The organism is Enterococcus sp. DJ147D b, from assembly GCF_058216655.1.
Genome location: NZ_CM177104.1, coordinates 2,041,008 through 2,058,975 on the forward strand (window position 1 = coordinate 2,041,008; position 17,968 = coordinate 2,058,975).

Sequence of the window (17,968 nt, forward strand, 5' to 3'; positions counted from 1 at the left end):
TATTCGACTGTTCTTCGTCAAGTTTCTATTTTTCCACGAACTTAGTTGGAACATACCAATGCTTTTTAAATTTGTTGTGCCTTTCAGCACATGACTTGTCTACTTGAGCAGATAAGCCATCCTTTTTTTCAAGAAAAACAATCGCTTTTCTAAATACTTCTAAATCATTCTTTCGTCACTCAAAAACTGATTTAGAAAATGACTTGTTAGTTGCGTTCCTTTTTATTTCATCCTACTTCTACTATAGATACGCATTTTTTCAAAAATTTTTTCCTAACTAATAAAAAAATCACAGAAAAACGTAAGCACTAGGCTCCGCTTTTCTGTGATAAACCATTTTTCAATTATCTAAATCTTCTTACCCTTGTTTATTCGCCATCATTGCATTGCTTAATGCAGCGAATTCTTCTAATGACAGTGTTTCACCACGACGTTTCGGATCAATTCCTGCGTCAGCTAAACTTTGAGTCAACCATGCTTTCGTTGCTTCATCTTTTCCATATGCATGTTGCAAATTGTTCCATAATGTTTTGCGACGCAATTGGAATGAAGCTTTCGTTAAACGGAAAAATTCTTTTTCATCTGTAACTTCAACAGCTGGTTTGTCTCTGCGTGTCAATTTTAAAATCGCTGAATCAACGTTTGGTTGTGGTACAAAAACGGTTTTAGGCACGATAAATGCCAAAGACGCATCCATATGATATTGCACAGCAATTGAAAGTGAGCCATAAGCTTTCGTACCTGGCTTTGCAGAAATTCGATCAGCAACTTCTTTTTGCATCATCACAACCATTTCATCCACACGTACGTCTGATTCAAGAAAATGCATCATGATTGGCGTTGTAATGTAATAAGGAAGATTTGCGACCACTTTTAATGGTAGCTCTTCTGCAAAATATTCAGCAACAGCAGCAGCCAAGTCCGTTTTTAAAATGTCTTGGTGAACAACCTTTACATTTGGATAACGGCGAAGTGTATCTGCTAATACTGGAATCAAACGATCATCGATTTCAAATGCAACGACTTGATTTCCATTTATGGCTAATTGTTCAGTCAACGCGCCAATTCCTGGCCCTACTTCAATTACATTTGTTTCATGGTTGATTTCAGCTGTTTCGACAATTTTTCGTAGAATGTTAGGTTCTGTTAAAAAATTTTGTCCTAAACTTTTTTTAAATTGAAATCCATGTTCTTTCAAGATTTCTTTTGTTCGAGAGGGTGTTGCGATCTCACGATATTCAGTCATGTTTTGCCTCCACTTTTTTCATTGCTTGTGTTAATTCTTCTGGGGTAATGCGAAACATTTTCAAACGCTTCGCTAATTGTTTGCCATTGGTATAGCCAATTCTTAGCTCATCTCCAAGTCGTTCTCTTTTTTCTTTGGCCTGTGCTCCCGCTATTAAACCATAATCCAAAAGCATCTGTCTAGGGATTTCGTTAAACTCTTCCTCGCTAGGTGTCACAACTTTCTTCAATGCCTCGAGAATTGCTTCATTGCTTGCGTGTTCAACACCTAAGCTCCCCTTTTTCTTTGGTCGAGCTTGCTTCCGAGGTAAAAAGGCGTGTTTTGCTTGGGGCACGACCTCCATAATTGTTTTACGGATTTTTTCGCCTGAAAAATCTGGGTCCGTAAAAACAATCACCCCTCTTGTTTCTTGTGCGTGTTCGATCTGCATCAAAATAGCTTCATTGATTGCGGAACCAATTGTTTCAATCGTATCTACATTCACGACTTCTTGTAATCGTCTCGTATCGTCTTTTCCCTCAACGACTACAATTTCTTCAATAGTCAATTTACTCATTTTCTGAAATCCCAAATAAACGATGTGCATTATGCCATGTTTGTGTTGCAATTTCTTCAAAAGGTACTTGACGAAGTTCCGCAATTTTTTCGACCGTATAACGAGTATACCCGGGTTCATTTCGTTTACCACGATAAGGGACTGGTGCAAGATAAGGTGCATCCGTTTCTACCAACATACGATCTAAAGGGACATTCATTGCAGCTTCTTGGACATCTAACGCTTTTTTGAATGTCACAACACCACTAAAGGAAATATGCATACCAAGATCAAGAAAACGCTGCGCCCATTCGTAATCTCCACTAAAACTATGCATGATCCCACCAATATCATGAATTTTTTCTTCTTTTAAAATCTGGTACGTGTCTTCTATTGCATCACGCGTATGGATACTAATCGGTAAATTCATTTCTTTTGCAATCGCAATTTGACGACGAAAAATTTTTGCTTGAACTTCCTTTGGATCTTCCATCCAATAATAATCCAAACCAATTTCTCCTAATGCCACAACTTTAGGTAATGTCAATCGTTCTTGTAATTGTTGTTCAACTTCTTTCGTATAACTGCCAGCCTCAGTTGGGTGCCAACCAATAATGCTATAAATAGTTTCGTAGTCTTGACTAAGCTGTAAAGATTTTTCAATCGTTGGTTGATCAAAACCAACTACAGCCATTTTTGTTACGCCCAACTCTTTAGCACGCTCAATCGTTTCGGGAATATCTTCATTAAATTGTTCCGCATTTAAGTGAGTATGAGAATCAAATATCATTCAAATCGCTCCTTTTCTTTCCTACTTTAGCACATAAACGGTTAAGACAGAAGTCAGATGAAAAAAAAGATGATAAGAGCTTCGCCACTTCCAATTTTTTCATTCTAGCAAATAAAAATTCTTTCTAAAACTCATACTTTTTTGTTTTTTCAGGTAACTACCTACCAAACACCATTCCGTTTCAACGCTTTGGATCACAAAAAAAGATGCGAAAAAAGCGAATGTCAAAAGAACCCCGCTTTAGATTTAATCATCCATTAAACAAATGAAAAAGAGATTGAGACTTAGCTCAACCTCTCATGCTTATTTTTTATTTTTATAGAAATAAACTGGAATCCCTAATAGCGTTACACCGATTCCAATCATCGCTAGTGCTGTTTGCGTTAAGATCGTCATTCCTAAAATAAAAATCGCACCAATAATCGCAATTAGTGGGATCACCGGATAAAGTGGTACTTTGTATGGGCGATTCATCTCCGGCGCTTTCTTTCGTAAAACGAAAACAGCGATAAATATTAATAAACTAAACAACCACATTACGAAAATCAGCATATCTGTCAAAAAATCAAATGAGCCCATCGTCATCATGATACAAGCAATCACTAACTGAAACATTGCTGGCACGTAAGGAACTGTGAATTTCTTCGATAATTTTGTTAACTGATTACTAAATGGTAATTCATTTTCCAATGCCATCGCGTAAGGAACACGAATTCCAGTCAACGTATACCCATTCAGCGCGCCATAAACAGAAATCAGAATACCAATCGTAACTAACTTTCCTCCAAATGAACCAAAAATCACTGCTGAAGCATCTGATGCTGCGTTCAAGTTACCGGCAATTCCTTCGATGGGTAAAGTCTTCAAGAAAACAAAATTAATCAACAAGTAAACCACTGTTACAAAACTTAATCCTAAAATAATTGCTTTAGGCAAATCTTTTTCTGGCTTTTTCATCTCACCAGCGATTGCTCCGACACCTAACCAACCATCATACGCGAACAAAGTAGCCAACAGCGCACTACTCAATCCTTCCATAAAAGAAACATCTTTTCCTGCTTCAATTGGAAAAAGCTGAACCGTACCGGATCCGGGAACCATTAATCCCCAAACCACAATAACTGCAATCGGGATCAATTTAATAATAAGAGTAGCAGACTGGACAGTCGCACCAACTTTAGTCCCCAATAAATTCAATCCCGTCACTGACAAAGCAGTTACAGCTGCAATCAATATCAGATAATCAGTGGATAGCTGAAAGAGATTTGTCAACTGTGTAGCAAAAATAATTGAAAGAGCTGCAATGTTCGCTGGAAAATAAATCAGACTTTGCGCCCAGCCTAGTAAGAAGCTTGGTAATTTTCCATACGCAGCCTCTATGTATTTGACTGCTCCGCCTGTTTCTGGAATCGCTGTGGCTAATTCTGCAACAGTCAACCCTGCACAAATGGTCAAAAAGCCGCCCAATAACCATACAAAAAGTGTCAAACTCGATGATTGTGTGCTGGCAGTTACTGAAGCAGTCTTAAAGAAAACTCCTGCCCCAATAACAGTTCCCATAACCGTTGCTAATGCACCAAACAAATTAATTTCACGTTTTAATTTATTTTCCATTCCTCATCCTCTTTCCTATTTTATTAATATAATTGCTAGTATAACCGAGTTTTTTCCCCTTGGCTACGCACAAATACAATAAAGGGTTTTCAAAAAAATCCCCCTTAAGTCGGATGATTTTTCTTTTATTTTTGATTACAATTTAGCTAGTTTCTATTTAAAGGGGGGCTTGCTTTTGGACTTTCAGCATTCACATCCAAAATTGGCAAATTTTCTCACAGATCATTTTTCGATTACACGAAAAGAACAGCAACAATCACGTTGGCACTGGGCTACGTTGATTCTTTTTGGTCTTTTGACTATTGCTTCGTTTAGTCAACAACTCCTTCTTATCACGGGTCTAGTGATTTTAGTCGCGTTATTCAAAGGTCCAGGCTTGATTCTCTGGAGCATCGCCTATTCCTTTCTAGTCGGTCTTTTTCCACCATTAGGAATCGCTTTATCCGCAATTTTCTTTTTGCTCAATATTGGGACCTTTACTAAAAATTGGCGCATCACTTTCGTTGGAATCTACTTTTACCTTTATCCGGTTTTAGTCATGAGTTTACGTTATTTCAAATGGGACAATCAATGGTTTCTCGCTGGCTCATTGATTGTTGGATTAAGCTTACTTCACTTGATGTTAATGAACCTCTATCAACGATATGGTATCGGGCGAACGATTTCTTGGTATATCTTTGCGATTCCTTTCGCTGTTGTAAGCGCCCTATTGCCAACTCGCTTGAAAAAGCGATTGAAAAGATATCCTTCAATAAAATGACATCAGGTGTTCTCTGTGTATATAAAAAGGAATCCAACCATGAGGATTGGATTCCTTTTTTATTTATGCGATTTCTGAACCATTTGGCATTCCTTTTGGCGCTTCAACTACTTGCAATGAGCCATCAGGTGCTTCTGCTGATAGAATCATTCCTTGGCTGATTTGACCACGCATCTTACGCGGTTTTAAGTTTGCCACGATCACAAGTTTTTTGCCGATTAACTCACTTGGATCAGGATAATATTCTGCGATTCCAGATAAAATTTGACGGTCCTGATTATCCCCTGCAGCTAAACGGAATTGCAATAACTTATCTGCACCTTCCACTTTTTGACAGTTGATTACTTCAGCAACTTTCAATTCAACTTTATCGAATACATCAAATTTGATTTGTTTTTCTTTTGAAGAAACAAATTCTGTTTCTTCTGGGTCCCACTTCACTGTGTCCTCTGTACTTTGTGTACCTTCAGACATTTTCATTTGGATATAAGCAACTTCTTCATCCATATCTAAACGTGGGAAAATCGGTGTGCCTTTAGTAACAACTTTTGTTCCAGAAGGAAACTCACCAAAATGTAACCCTTCCAAGTTCATTGATTCAGCATCTAATCCTAATTGTTTAAAGATTTTGACTGGTGTTTCAGTCATGATTGGTTGCAACAAAATAGCGGCAATTCGTAAGGTTTCAGCCAAATGAACCATTACGCTATCCAATTCATTTTTCTTTTCTTCATCTTTTGCTAATACCCAAGGCTCTGTTTCATCGATGTATTTATTCGCGCGAGAAATCAATACCCAGATTTCAGCTAAAGCCGTGTTAAATTCCATTTTTTCCATAGCATCATGGTAACGTCCAACTACGTTTGCAGCAGTCGTTGACAACTCGCTATCAAAAGGTGTCACTAGTGAAGCATAATCAGGAACAATTCCATCACAATATTTGTTGATCATCGCAACAGTACGGTTCAATAGATTCCCTAAGTCATTCGCTAAATCGTAGTTTACGCGAGAAACAAAATCTTCTGGTGTGAAGACACCATCAGACCCAAAAGGAACTGCACGTAATAAGTAATAACGTAATGCATCTAAGCCATAACGTTCAACTAGCATTTCAGGATAAACAACATTTCCTTTTGATTTAGACATTTTACCATCTTTCATCAATAACCAGCCATGTCCAAAAACTTTTTTAGGCAATGGCAAATCTAGTGCCATTAACATAATTGGCCAATAAATTGTGTGGAAACGAACGATTTCTTTTCCAACCATGTGAACGTCTGCAGGCCAGTATTTCTCAAACAAGCTGTCATCATCTGAACCATAGCCTAACGCTGTAATATAGTTTGACAATGCATCGATCCAAACGTATACAACGTGTTTTGGGTCACGTGTCACTGGGATGCCCCAGCTAAATGTCGTTCTTGAAACAGCTAAGTCTTCTAAGCCAGGTTTGATAAAATTGTTGATCATTTCTTTTTTACGTGATTCAGGTTGGATAAATTCAGGATGTGCTTCGTAATACTCAAGCAAACGATCTGCGTACTTACTCATGCGGAAGAAATAAGATTCTTCTTTGACTAATTCCACTTCGTGTCCACTTGGTGCTTTCCCACCAATCACGTTACCTTCATCATCTTTGTAAACTTCAGCAAGTTGGGTTTCTGTAAAGAATTCTTCATCAGAAACTGAATACCATCCTTCGTATTCCCCTAAATAAATATCACCTTGTTCTAGTAAACGATCAAATATTTTTTGAACAGCTGCTTTGTGATAATCATCCGTTGTTCGAATAAATTTATCGTAACTGATATCAAGTGTTTTCCATAATTTTTTCACGTCTGCAGCCATTTTATCCACATACTCTTGTGGTTCAACACCTAGTTCAGCTGCTTTTGTTTCGATTTTTTGACCGTGCTCATCCACCCCAGTAAGATAAAACACATCAAAGCCCATCAACCGTTTGTAACGTGCAACAGCATCACAAGCAATCGTTGTGTACGAGTTACCAATGTGCAGTTTGCCACTTGGATAATAGATTGGCGTAGTAATATAAAAAGTTTCCTTTTCTGCCACGGGGCTCCTCCTCCTTTATCGCATGATGCGAATTCGTTTCCTTGCTAGTATACCACAAAATAATCTTAATGTTAGCGAATTTTTGAAAAGGGAATTCGACAGCAATGCTTGTCTTCCCATCTGGAAAAAAGGGGAAACATTAAGACACTTTATGCGTTTATTCAGTTACGTTTTTTGGAAAATTTTTCCTCGCTATTTTTCTAAAAATGAATCATGTATAATAGAAACTGAAAAACCAACGAACAAAGGTAGGAATGATTATGCAGAAAAAACACACGATTTTTATGATCAGTATCGCAGTACTGACAATTGTTCATTTAATTTTTAGTTATTTTTATATAAGGATGTATGGTTACTTTAATTTAAACGGCAACTTGAGCAGTTTCCTTCTTGTATCCAATCTTTTCCGTATCGCATTAGATTTATTTATTATCATTTGCGGATTTCTTGCTCTTCGCGAAGAAAAAATGAAATTTTTGCCTTTTTATTTACTGTTCTTTTTGGTCAACTTAGTTTTCCCCTTCCTCTTCCATCTTTGATAACCATGAAATTTTTCGGGAAATCCTTGGTTTTTTCCGAGAGTCTGCTACAATAAAGTAAATTGTACTTTTATCGGCAGTGGAGGTGTCAGAATGAAAGAATTTACTTCTAAAGAAGAAGAAAAATTATATTATGAACAAGAAGCCAGTGAAGAAGATTTTTTAACTTGGTATCAAGCACAAGAACGTCCTGAATACGACAAGCCTTCTTTGACTGTCGACATCGTTTTGATGTGTTACAACAAAGAAGAAGATCAGTTGAAAATTCTTTTGATTCAAAGAAAAGGACATCCTTATCGAAACTCTTGGGCATTACCTGGTGGCTTTGTCCAACGAGATGAGTCAACTGGCGAAAGTGTCTTACGCGAAACACAAGAAGAAACGGGAGTCATTATTTCTAAAGAAAACATTGAACAACTTCACACATTTAGCACGCCCGACCGTGATCCACGTGGCTGGGTCGTAACTGTCAGTTATCTTGCCTTTATTGGTGAAGAACCTTTGATTGCAGGAGATGATGCCAAAGAAGTCCGCTGGTTCACTTTAGAACGACAAATGAATCAAATCCACTTGACCAGTGGCGATGTCTCAATCGCGCTTGATTTAACAACTGGCCAATCAACTGGAAAAGATAAGTTGGCATTTGACCATAGTTTTATCGTGTTAAAAGCCTTTAACCGCATCGTTAATAAAATGGAACATGAACCACAAGTCCTCCAAGTATTAGGTAAAGATTTTACAATTACTGAAGCTCGCAAAGTGTTTGCTAAATTTTTGGGAATTGATTTTAAATCCATTGACCACTCAAATTTTAAAAAAGCAATGTTGCAATATTTTGACGAAATTGGTGAACGCCCTGTTGGAATCGGTCGTCCATCAAAAATCTATCAATTAAAGCCCGAACATCATCCAAAAATAGAAGATTAATTTATAAAAACCAAGGACTGTAACAAAAATCATTACTGATTTAAGTTACAGTCCTTGGTTTTTGGTTTCTCATAATTAGTGAGCTTTTCCTTTAGGCGAAAAGAAAATTCCTAGAAACAAAAGTTTAAAAACTTTTTATTAACAAGGCGAACTCTGGCGCTCCTACCAGTTTAGACATCAAAAAGTAATTGTTTTCCAATTCGTTCCAACAGTCTACTCTTTTCTTGCGCAGAATGACTGTGGATATCCTGTGTATTAATCAAGAGAAAGGTTTTCTGATACCATTCTGCTTTATACCTCAATTTGGTCAACAGTTTGTGCCAATCTTGCACTGAAAAATCAGAAGCAAGATTCTCATCTGGCAATGATTCAATAAACAAATAATCAAATTTATTCACCAGAACAGCAGAAAGTTGTTCTAAGTAATCTTCCCGTTGATATTTTTGTTTTTGATACAGATTCAGTACTTTTCTTTTTTGTTTTTGATAATTTTTTGCTCGTTCTAAAGCTTTTTTTCGTTGTTGAGCTGCTTTTGCTCGAATACTCAATTTTCTTTCTGCTACAGCGATTTTTTGATTTGTCACCAAAAGTTTAGGTGCAACAACCTCGATTTTCTGCGAAGTTTCGACTAATCCTTTGGGGCAATACGCGATTCCCACCCATTCATTGGTTTTCTGTCTTTTATTCAGCGGAACTTCACATAAAAAGGAAACGTAAAACTCTTCATTATATCGTGAAGAAATCGTAGCTGAACGGATCGTACCTTCGATTGGTCGGTGGACATGCACGTTGAACAACTTTTTTTGTTTTGGTAATTTCAATTGATTTCCTTCTAAATAAATGGTGTGTCCTTGGTTATTTGTGGTATAAGACTGCCACATACTCTTCTTACTTTTCAATTTTGGAAAGCTCGCTCGTCCTTTAAAATAATTGCGAAACGCACGATCCAAATTCAACTGAGCATTGGCTAATGCCAAACTATCTGCCTCCTTTAAAAACGCATAACGCTTTTTCAAGGTAGCTGGTGTCAACGAATAATCAATCACACCTAATTGCTTATAGGTTTCTTGTCGTGAAAGTAGTAAGTGATTATAAGTGAAACGAACACAACCAAAATTTTGAATCAACCACTTTTTTTGTTCATCGGTGGGATACATCCGGAATTTAAAGGCTTTGAGCATCAGCACTTACCCCCTAGTTTGTTACGAGTAAGTTTTCTTTTTTTCGTTGCAATTTTTTCGCGTAATAAGCAACTTCTTGTTCTGTTGCGTACACAAAATGTTCTGGGGCAATTTCTTTTAATGTACGTACTTGATTATCCTCTGGCTCTGGTTGATATTTGATTCGACGACGTTGTCTCTCATGATCTGGATCTGGTAACGGAATAGCAGATAACAAACTTTCTGTATAAGGATGAACACCAAAGTTATAAATTTCATCACTTGTCCCCATTTCCAACAATAAGCCATTATGCATGACACCAATGCGATCACTAATGTGTTTCACCATCGATAAGTCATGGGCAATAAACAAGTAAGTTAAATTTTGCTCTTCTTGTAAGTCTTGTAATAAATTCACTACCTGAGCCTGAATTGACACATCTAACGCAGAAATAGGCTCGTCACAAATAACAAACCGTGGATTAACTGCTAACGCTCGAGCAATGCCAATCCGTTGACGTTGTCCACCTGAGAATTCATGAGGATAACGTGTTCCGTGACTGGGATTTAACCCAACTGTTTTTAGCAATTCATCAACTTTTTGCGCACGCTCCTGCGGTGATTTTGCTAAGCCGTTCACATCAATGCCTTCAGCAATAATATCACGAACTTTCATTCTCGGATTTAAGGATGCGTAAGGATCTTGAAAAATCATTTGGACTTCATGACGAAATTTCGTCATTTCTTTTTTTCCTTTGATTTTTGTTATATCTTGTCCATCAAATAAAATCTCACCACCAGTTGGTTCATTTAAACGAATGACCGTCCGACCAGTCGTCGACTTTCCACTCCCAGATTCACCAACTAACCCAAACGTTTCTCCTTCATAAATATGGAAACTGATATCGTTCACCGCATGCACTTCATTTTTTTTGCCAATGTTGAAATATTGTTTTAGACCTTTAACCTCGAGTAGCTTGTTTTTCATCCACTATTCCCCCTTGGCTCCCTTGTTTTTCTTTAAAAATTGCCCAACGGCGTTGAATTTCTTCTGGTGGCAGAACTTTTGGTGCTTGTGGTGCTAACAACCAGGTTGCCGCTTTGTGTGTTGCAGATAATTCAAAAAATGGTGGTTCTTGCTCTGCATCAATTTGCAAAGCATATTCATTACGTGGATAAAAGGCGTCCCCTTTTGGTGGATTCAACAAATCTGGAGGCGAACCAGGAATTGCATAAAGTTGCTTACTTGCGCTTTCCAACGTCGGCATTGAGCCAAGTAAGCCCCAAGTATAAGGATGTTGCGGATTATAAAAAATTTCTTCTGAAGTCCCTACTTCGATGATTTTCCCACCATACATAACAGCTACTCGATCAGCAACATTTGCTACTACACCAAGATCATGGGTAATAAAAATAATCGATGTATCAATTTTTGTTTGAATTTCTTTTAGTAATTCTAAGATTTGCGCTTGGATTGTTACATCTAACGCGGTTGTGGGTTCATCAGCGATTAAAATTTCTGGATAACAAATCAAAGCAATCGCAATCACGATCCGTTGCCGCTGTCCACCTGAAAACTGATGTGGGTAACTTTTGATTCTTTTTTCAGCTTCTGGAATTCCAACTAACTTTAGTAAGTCAAGTGCTGCTTTTTCGCCATCTTTTTTTGATACTTTATTATGTTTGCGTAAAGATTCCGCTACTTGCTTTCCAATTGTCATGGTTGGATCTAATGATGTCATTGGATCTTGGAAGATCATCGCAATTTCTTTCCCGCGAATTTTTTGCATTTCTTTTTCGGATTTGTTCACAATGTCTTCCCCTTTAAACAGGATCTGACCGGCATCAATGTTGGCATTACTTGACAGGAGTCGCATGATACTTCGAGTTGTAACAGATTTTCCACTCCCAGATTCACCAACGATTGCCAAAGTTTCCCCTTTATTCAAGTGAAAATTCACGCCGCGAATTGCTCGAACTTTACCAGCATAAGTGTCAAAAGAAATTTCTAAATCTTTCACTTCTAAAATTTTCGTCATAATTCTCACTCTTTCATTTTAGGATCGAAGGCATCACGTAATCCATCAGCTAATAAGTTAAAGCCAATCATGATAACCGATAAAGTTGCTGCCGGAATCCATAATAGATAAGGCAGATATAAGAATGTTTTGTAGCCATCACTTAGCATTGTTCCTAATGAAGCAGACGGTGGTGTTAAACCTAACCCGATGAAACTTAAGAATGCTTCGAAGAAAATAGCAGATGGGATACTAAACATCATTTGGATAATGATGACACTTGAGATATTCGGTAAGATATGTTTAAACGCGATTTTCAACTTTGATTCACCCAAAGTCAAACCAGCCAAAACGTACTCTTGATCTTTCAATTTCAATGTTTGTGCACGAACGATCCGCGCCATTGGAATCCAGTTTGTGATTGCCATCGCCGCTACGATTGAAAAAATTCCCGGTTCAAATACAACTAACATCAAAATCATTACGACTAGGTTGGGAATCCCAGATAAAATTTCCAAAAAACGTTGCATTGCATTATCTACACGTCCGCCTAAAAGACCAGAAACCAAGCCATAAGCAACGCCAATCGTCACGTCTAAAATGGCTGCAATAAATGCAATCAATAGAGAAATTCTCGTCCCCATGAACAAGCGACTCAACACATCACGACCTAAACCATCTGTTCCCAAAAGAAAATTTACATTTGCTGGGACATTTGCCTGCGCGTATTTATCAACTAACTCGCCACCAACCATTGCTTTCCCATTTAGGCCATCGATACTGATGCCAGGAATACGCGGTGGTAAGTTGATATAATCAACATTTTGCGCAGTTGGATTGTGTGGTGAAACAAAAATCGTCACGATTGAAATCAAAATGATTGTCGTTAGTAAGACCATCGAGATCACTGCGGCTTTATTTTTCTTCAATCGACGCCAAGAATCTTGTAAGAAATTCAACGAAGGAGCAGAAATCTGTTCACGCTCGGCTTCGGTATTCTTTTGTAAAGGAAGAAACTCGTCTGCCGGAATCTCGGCAACTGTTTCATAGCGCTTCGGTACCATTTCCATCTATCCTCGACTCCCTTCAGAAACACGAATTCTTGGATCAACTAACCCGTACAATAAGTCAACGACTAAAATAACAAAAATCAACATAAATGAGTAAAGAATTGTCACAGCCATGATTGTCGGATAATCATTTGTGGTAATTGATTTCACAAATTGTTCCCCGATTCCAGGAATGGCAAAAATATTTTCAACTACTAATGAACCAGTCATCAACGCAACTGCCAGTGGTCCTAATAAAGTCATCAATGGGATCAAACTGTTTCTTAAGCCGTGTTTGAAGGCAATTTCCCAACGACTAAGTCCTTTTGCTCTAGCTAATTCAACATAATCGCTATGAAGAACTTCAACCATTTCGGTCCGAATAAAGCGGGCGGAATCGGCAAGTGGAGACATCGCTAAGGCAATTGTTGGTAAAATGGTATAGACGAAACCATCCCATTTTGCGATTGGTAAAATGTGTAACTTCATTGCAAACACATATTGGAGTAACACTGCAAACACAAAGTTAGGGATCGAACGTCCCAAGATTGCAATTAAGGTCGATGAACTATCCACCCACGTGTTTTGCTTCATTGCAGAAATCGTTCCTAAGATTGTTCCAACAAACGTTCCAACGATAATTGCTTGTAATCCTAATTGTAAAGAGGGGCCAATTCTGCCTGCTAATAAATTAGCCACAGGTTGGTTTTTAAATTGGAAAGAGATGCCAAAGTCACCTTGAAGTAAATTAGAAAGATAAATTCCATATTGAACAAGTACCGGTTTGTCTAAACCTACTTGTTTATTCAACATTTCAATCGTTTCAGGACTCAAACGTTCCTGATTGGTATATGGTGTTCCTGGTAGTAACTGCATTAAGAAAAAAGTGATTGTGGCTATCAACCACAGCGTGATCATCATGAAGAAGACACGTTTTAAAACATATTTGATATAACTATTCACAAATGTTTCCCCCTAGCTTTTGACTTCTGACAAATGTTTCGCTACATTATTAAGTAATGAACCAACTGATAAAGGAGCAAAAAAATGAACAAAAAGTATCTTCCTTATGCCATTTCCATTTTGTTGATGGTCTTCATTTTAATCAAAAATTTCTTAACCAATCAATTAACTTTTCTGCAATTATCAAATGATTTTTTCTTATGCGCGTTGCCGTTTTTGATTATCGGCGGATTTTTATGGGTTTTTTCCTCGGGTTTCTTTGATCATTTTCAACGATCGATTCATCTAGCTAGAACAAGAAACCGGAAGAAAAAACCAGAGTTCTCGCTGCTTTCATCTGCCAGCCATGGTATGTACAGCTTTTGGCTGATTATTGCTGGGATTTTACTTATTTTTTCCATTCTCTTCATGCTTTTCGCTCTTTTATAATTGTTGATGAGAACAGGGTGTGTCGTTGGATCAATGACCTACCCTGTTTTTTCTCATCTTCAATTGTTACCTATATAGAAGTGGTTATTCTTCGATATATGTCCACTTGTAATCCCATGAAGCCCCAGCTGCATGATGCACGATACCTTTGACTTTTTCATTGACTAAATGACCTTCAGCCTTTTGGTAAACTGGTGCAACACCCATATCATCAGCAATGATTTTGTTTGCTTCTTGCAAATCGTCCCAACGCGCTTTTTCGTCGCCGGCATCAGCTGAAGAAGATGCTTTCACTACTTTGTCATATTCTTCATTGCTCCATTGTCCGCGGTTATAAGAGTTTCCTGTTACGAATAGATCTGTAAAACTACTTGGGTCTGCGTAATCAGCACCCCAACCACCTAATACTGTATCGAAATCACCTGATGATGAACGATCCAAACGAACAGAGAATGGTACTGGAACTGGTTTGACTTTCACGCCATCTAAGTTTTCTTGAATTGAATTTTGGATGTATTCAATCACTTTCTTCGTTGAGTCATCATCTGATGCCATCAATTCAAATTCAAGTGAGTCAATACCTAGTTCTTTCTTCGCTTTTTCCCAATGTTCTTTTGCTTTGTCTTTATCATAAGAAACTAAATCGCCAGCTTCTTTTGCAAAGTCTTCGTTTGTATCAGGATTTTTTGTCATATCTGCTGGAATTAGTCCAGTTGATGCAACTGAGCCATCCCCCATCACTTGTTTTACTAACGCATCGCGATTGATAGAATACGAAATTGCTTTTCGCAAATCAGCATTATTGAAAGGAGAGTCTTCTTCACGTTGATTAAACTCGAGATAACTTGTACGAGCTTCTTTCACAGATGTATAAGCTGGATCATTTGCATTTTGTTGTGCTAACTCACCTGATAAAATGACATCATCTGCTTGTCCATCTTTAAAGAGATTCAATGAAGTAGAAGATTCTTTTATTACACTTACTTTGACTTCTGATAGCTTCACTTCATCTTTATCCCAATAGTTATCATTTTTCTTGTATGTCCACTCTGTATCAGTACCAGGGCCGTCAAAATCTTCTAATGTAAATGGACCATTGTAAACTGCTTTGTCACTTGCTGAAGCATAAGCATCACCATTTTCTTCAACAACTGCTTGACTTTGTGGGAAGAAAGATGGGAAAGCTAATAAATATTGGAAATAAGGTGTTTGTTTTGTTAGTGTGATCTCTAATTCGTGATCACCATTTGCTTTGATGCCTAATTCTGATTTATCTTTTTTGCCAGCTGTAATATCTGCCGCATTAGCAACTGGTTCAAATAGATACGCATATTCAGATGCTGTTTTTGGATCAACCGTACGTTGCCAACCATAAACATAATCTGCTGCCGTTACAGGTTCACCATTCGACCATTTTGCATCTTCACGTAATTTGATTTTATAAGTTAAACCATCTTCGCTGACATCTGCCAACTCACTTGCACCTGCAGGCTGTGGTTTACTATCTTTATCAAGACGATAAATTCCTTCATATACATTATTCAACGCTGTGAAACTAATTGTATCTGTCGCAACAGATAAATCAGCTGTTGGCATCTCTTGAGGTACAACTAAATTAAATACGCCGCCTCCACTAGCAGAACCACTGCTTTTTGTATTACTGCTCCCTGTATCTGAACTGCCACCATAACAGCCAGCAAGGACAAGGCCACAAACCGCAACAAAACCAAAAGTTACTTTCTTTTTCATCTTTCGTACCCCTTTTATCGGAATTTTCAGAATAATTAAATATTTCTGAAGTTGTTTAAGAGTTTAATGAATAATTATTAAAAAATCAACTACTTTTTTCTTTTTTTTCTAAAAATAATCTCTTTAATCAGTATTTTTCGTTATATTTTTCAGAAAATTCCCTTTATTTATAAAGAAAATAACAATTTTTCATTTTCAATAAAATAATACGTAAAAAAGAGTTGATTTATTCAAAAAATGCTTTAATGTTCGGGTTTTACTCAAAAAAAGAGTCGAGCAAGGAATTCCTTGCTCGACTCTTTTTCATTTTTTCTTCTTTTTATGTGGTTGGTCTCGGCACAAGACCTTTTGCCATCCAAATATCAGGTCTATTCCAGCCATTTGCATCTGGGATCACACCAACAATTTGATAACCTAATTTCTCATAAAACTCATAGGGGTGACTTTTCAAGTTTTGAATAGCTTGTGCTTTATCAAAAGTATGTTCAAATAAATTGTCATAACTTAATGTTGTTCCATGATCCAGATCATCTGTCCCTAAATACATTGTGATCCCACCTTTTGAGGTCACTTCTTTTTCTATATAGGTCACTAACCTTGTCCCAATTTGATTTCTTCTTCGAGTACTTTCTACTACTAAGGGATGTAATTCCCAGCCTGTGAATCCATATTGAGGAATCGCTCCAACGAAACCAATCAACGTATCTCCATCTAAGGCAGAAACGGCAATGCGATCTGGTTCCATCAACTGGTCAACTTCTTTTGTCGCATTGGTCCCATATTCCTCTGGCCAAGTTAATCTTAATAGATCTGCAAGTTGATCTCGCAAATCGAGATTTTTACGATCGAATTCAGTAATAATCATTTGTTTCCCCCCATTCCAGCTCATTTTAGCAATGATTATGGAAAAATCCAAAGATTTCTTCTTGAAGGTTCAAAAATGATCGCTTATTTCAGATCAAACAAAAGAAGACGTGAACATGTCACGTCTTCTAAAATAAATGTCGTTTCTTACTTACGATCTTTTTTCTTTCTTCATTTGCTTACTACGTAATTGTCCACAAGCCGCATCAATATCTGTCCCGTGTTCTTTACGAACGACACAGTTGATGCCATTTTTCTTCAAGACATCATAAAATTTCAAAACATCCGCTTTAGGACTGCGTGAATATTGATCATGTTCACTTACTGGATTATATGGAATCAAATTGACATACGCTAATTTTTTCTTATCTTGCAATAGATCAGCTAATTGCTGTGCATGTTCTGGTCGATCATTCACGTTGTTCAACATAATGTATTCAAACGTGATTCGACGATTCGTTTTCTCAAGATATTCATCAACTGCTTCCATCAATTTTTCAATTGGAAAGCTTCGGTTGATTCGCATAATTGACGTCCGAACTTCATTATTTGGTGCATGCAAGGAAATTGCTAAGTTTACTTGCAGTCCATTATCAGCAAATTCTTTGATTTTATTTGCTAAACCACTCGTTGACACAGTGATGTGACGTGCCCCGATTGCTAGACCTTTTGCATCATTGATAATATGCAAGAAATCCATCACGTTATCATAGTTATCGAATGGTTCACCAATCCCCATGACAACAACGTGAGAAACTCGTTCGCCTTCTTCACGTTCATCAAAATAATGTTGAACCATCATGATTTGAGCAACAATTTCTCCTGCGGTCAAATCACGATTTTTTTTCAATAATCCACTGGCACAGAAGGTACAGCCAATATTGCAACCAACTTGAGTCGTAACACAAACGGACAAGCCGTATTCCTGACGCATCAAGACTGTTTCGATCATATTCTTATCTGGTAATTCAAATAAATATTTGACTGTCCCGTCAGCTGCTTCTTGTACAACCATTTGTTTTAATGGATTAATCACAAAGTTCTCTGTTAGTTTTGCAATCAAATTTTTTGATAAATTGGTCATTTCTGAAAACTCAGTTACCCGTTTTTGATAAAGCCATTCCCAGACTTGGGCAGCACGGAACTTCTTTTCACCATTGTTGATAAACCAATTTGTTAGTTCTTCATTCGTCAAGCCATAAATGGACGTTTTTTCCAAAATTATTTCCCTCTTTTTCTCAAAGTTTCGCTA

General features: G+C 37.4%; 17 protein-coding genes. 4 read left to right on the top strand and 13 right to left on the bottom strand.

Going from position 1 to position 17,968, the window contains the following annotated elements; all coding sequences use genetic code 11:
• Positions 1–358: 358 nt before the first annotated feature.
• From rsmA to AC4BD1_RS09615, 4 genes are all read right to left on the bottom strand, one after another.
• On the bottom strand, positions 359–1,246 hold the full coding sequence (gene rsmA / locus AC4BD1_RS09600; RefSeq protein ID WP_206910889.1) for a 16S rRNA (adenine(1518)-N(6)/adenine(1519)-N(6))-dimethyltransferase RsmA: 888 nt from the start codon (positions 1,244–1,246) through the stop codon (positions 359–361).
• Positions 1,239–1,802 (bottom strand): ribonuclease M5, encoded by a 564-nt coding sequence (gene rnmV, locus AC4BD1_RS09605; protein WP_206910891.1) that lies wholly within the window; start codon positions 1,800–1,802, stop codon positions 1,239–1,241. The genes rsmA and rnmV overlap by 8 nt, the downstream gene beginning before the upstream one ends.
• A complete protein-coding gene (locus AC4BD1_RS09610; protein ID WP_490485534.1) occupies positions 1,795–2,571 on the bottom strand; it encodes a TatD family hydrolase in 777 nt (258 codons plus the stop codon). The genes rnmV and AC4BD1_RS09610 overlap by 8 nt, the downstream gene beginning before the upstream one ends.
• 303 nt (positions 2,572–2,874) lie before the next feature.
• Positions 2,875–4,185, bottom strand: coding sequence for an APC family permease (locus AC4BD1_RS09615; RefSeq protein ID WP_490485535.1), 1,311 nt, complete (start codon positions 4,183–4,185; stop codon positions 2,875–2,877).
• A gap of 175 nt (positions 4,186–4,360) precedes the next feature.
• On the opposite strand from AC4BD1_RS09615, the gene AC4BD1_RS09620 reads away from it, so the two are divergent.
• The gene (locus tag AC4BD1_RS09620) at positions 4,361–4,945 is read left to right on the top strand and encodes a hypothetical protein (protein ID WP_206910897.1); all 585 of its coding nucleotides are present in this window, start codon (positions 4,361–4,363) and stop codon (positions 4,943–4,945) included.
• Between the two features lie 63 nt (positions 4,946–5,008).
• Here AC4BD1_RS09620 and metG read toward each other — a convergent pair whose 3' ends face one another.
• The gene (gene metG, locus AC4BD1_RS09625) at positions 5,009–7,018 is read right to left on the bottom strand and encodes a methionine--tRNA ligase (protein WP_206910899.1); all 2,010 of its coding nucleotides are present in this window, start codon (positions 7,016–7,018) and stop codon (positions 5,009–5,011) included.
• Between the two features lie 260 nt (positions 7,019–7,278).
• Between metG and AC4BD1_RS09630 the strand changes: the two genes are divergently transcribed.
• Positions 7,279–7,557 carry a hypothetical protein gene (locus tag AC4BD1_RS09630; RefSeq protein ID WP_347401447.1) on the top strand — a complete coding sequence of 93 codons (279 nt, stop codon included), beginning with the start codon at positions 7,279–7,281 and terminating at the stop codon, positions 7,555–7,557.
• A 93-nt stretch (positions 7,558–7,650) separates the two neighbouring features.
• Positions 7,651–8,484 (top strand): NUDIX domain-containing protein, encoded by an 834-nt coding sequence (locus AC4BD1_RS09635; protein WP_206910901.1) that lies wholly within the window; start codon positions 7,651–7,653, stop codon positions 8,482–8,484.
• 170 nt (positions 8,485–8,654) lie between these two features.
• On the opposite strand, the gene AC4BD1_RS09640 is transcribed toward AC4BD1_RS09635, so the two are convergent.
• From AC4BD1_RS09640 to opp3b, 5 genes are read right to left on the bottom strand one after another with little or no spacing between them, the layout of a single operon-like run.
• Positions 8,655–9,665, bottom strand: a complete 1,011-nt coding sequence (locus AC4BD1_RS09640) for an RNA-guided endonuclease TnpB family protein (protein WP_490485536.1) — start codon at positions 9,663–9,665, stop codon at positions 8,655–8,657.
• Positions 9,666–9,678: 13 nt separating this feature from the next.
• Positions 9,679–10,632, bottom strand: a complete 954-nt coding sequence (locus AC4BD1_RS09645) for an ABC transporter ATP-binding protein (RefSeq protein ID WP_206910906.1) — start codon at positions 10,630–10,632, stop codon at positions 9,679–9,681.
• Complete coding sequence (locus AC4BD1_RS09650; protein WP_490466382.1) at positions 10,607–11,683, bottom strand: ABC transporter ATP-binding protein; 1,077 nt, start codon at positions 11,681–11,683, stop codon at positions 10,607–10,609. Before AC4BD1_RS09650 ends, AC4BD1_RS09645 begins: the two co-directional genes overlap by 26 nt.
• Positions 11,684–11,688: 5 nt before the next feature.
• Complete coding sequence (locus AC4BD1_RS09655) at positions 11,689–12,732, bottom strand: ABC transporter permease (protein WP_206898229.1); 1,044 nt, start codon at positions 12,730–12,732, stop codon at positions 11,689–11,691.
• Positions 12,733–13,674 (bottom strand): oligopeptide ABC transporter permease, encoded by a 942-nt coding sequence (gene opp3b / locus AC4BD1_RS09660; protein ID WP_206898228.1) that lies wholly within the window; start codon positions 13,672–13,674, stop codon positions 12,733–12,735.
• Positions 13,675–13,758: 84 nt separating this feature from the next.
• Here opp3b and AC4BD1_RS09665 point away from each other — a divergent pair, with 84 nt between their 5' ends.
• Positions 13,759–14,103: a DUF3899 domain-containing protein gene (locus AC4BD1_RS09665; protein WP_206910910.1), complete on the top strand. Its 345-nt coding sequence runs from the start codon at positions 13,759–13,761 to the stop codon at positions 14,101–14,103.
• 84 nt (positions 14,104–14,187) lie between these two features.
• On the opposite strand, the gene AC4BD1_RS09670 is transcribed toward AC4BD1_RS09665, so the two are convergent.
• The 3 genes from AC4BD1_RS09670 to rlmN all read right to left on the bottom strand — a co-directional run bounded on the left by AC4BD1_RS09670 (position 14,188) and on the right by rlmN (position 17,935).
• Positions 14,188–15,852, bottom strand: coding sequence for a peptide ABC transporter substrate-binding protein (locus AC4BD1_RS09670; protein WP_490485537.1), 1,665 nt, complete (start codon positions 15,850–15,852; stop codon positions 14,188–14,190).
• Positions 15,853–16,171: 319 nt separating this feature from the next.
• Positions 16,172–16,717 (bottom strand): aminoglycoside N-acetyltransferase AAC(6')-Ii, encoded by a 546-nt coding sequence (gene aac(6') / locus AC4BD1_RS09675; RefSeq protein ID WP_206910912.1) that lies wholly within the window; start codon positions 16,715–16,717, stop codon positions 16,172–16,174.
• Positions 16,718–16,867: 150 nt separating this feature from the next.
• Positions 16,868–17,935 carry a dual-specificity RNA methyltransferase RlmN gene (rlmN, locus tag AC4BD1_RS09680; RefSeq protein WP_206910913.1) on the bottom strand — a complete coding sequence of 356 codons (1,068 nt, stop codon included), beginning with the start codon at positions 17,933–17,935 and terminating at the stop codon, positions 16,868–16,870.
• Between the last annotated feature and the right edge of the window lie 33 nt (positions 17,936–17,968).

What these genes read in the sequence shown, in the direction of transcription:
- rsmA (WP_206910889.1), bottom strand. Translation starts at nt 1,246, where the DNA reads ATGACTGAATATCGTGAGATCGCAACACCCTCTCGAACAAAAGAAATC.
- rnmV (WP_206910891.1), bottom strand. Translation starts at nt 1,802, where the DNA reads ATGAGTAAATTGACTATTGAAGAAATTGTAGTCGTTGAGGGAAAAGAC.
- AC4BD1_RS09610 (WP_490485534.1), bottom strand. Translation starts at nt 2,571, where the DNA reads ATGATATTTGATTCTCATACTCACTTAAATGCGGAACAATTTAATGAA.
- AC4BD1_RS09615 (WP_490485535.1), bottom strand. Translation starts at nt 4,185, where the DNA reads ATGGAAAATAAATTAAAACGTGAAATTAATTTGTTTGGTGCATTAGCA.
- AC4BD1_RS09630 (WP_347401447.1), top strand. Translation starts at nt 7,279, where the DNA reads ATGCAGAAAAAACACACGATTTTTATGATCAGTATCGCAGTACTGACA.
- AC4BD1_RS09635 (WP_206910901.1), top strand. Translation starts at nt 7,651, where the DNA reads ATGAAAGAATTTACTTCTAAAGAAGAAGAAAAATTATATTATGAACAA.
- AC4BD1_RS09640 (WP_490485536.1), bottom strand. Translation starts at nt 9,665, where the DNA reads ATGCTCAAAGCCTTTAAATTCCGGATGTATCCCACCGATGAACAAAAA.
- AC4BD1_RS09645 (WP_206910906.1), bottom strand. Translation starts at nt 10,632, where the DNA reads ATGAAAAACAAGCTACTCGAGGTTAAAGGTCTAAAACAATATTTCAAC.
- AC4BD1_RS09650 (WP_490466382.1), bottom strand. Translation starts at nt 11,683, where the DNA reads ATGACGAAAATTTTAGAAGTGAAAGATTTAGAAATTTCTTTTGACACT.
- AC4BD1_RS09655 (WP_206898229.1), bottom strand. Translation starts at nt 12,732, where the DNA reads ATGGAAATGGTACCGAAGCGCTATGAAACAGTTGCCGAGATTCCGGCA.
- AC4BD1_RS09665 (WP_206910910.1), top strand. Translation starts at nt 13,759, where the DNA reads ATGAACAAAAAGTATCTTCCTTATGCCATTTCCATTTTGTTGATGGTC.
- AC4BD1_RS09670 (WP_490485537.1), bottom strand. Translation starts at nt 15,852, where the DNA reads ATGAAAAAGAAAGTAACTTTTGGTTTTGTTGCGGTTTGTGGCCTTGTC.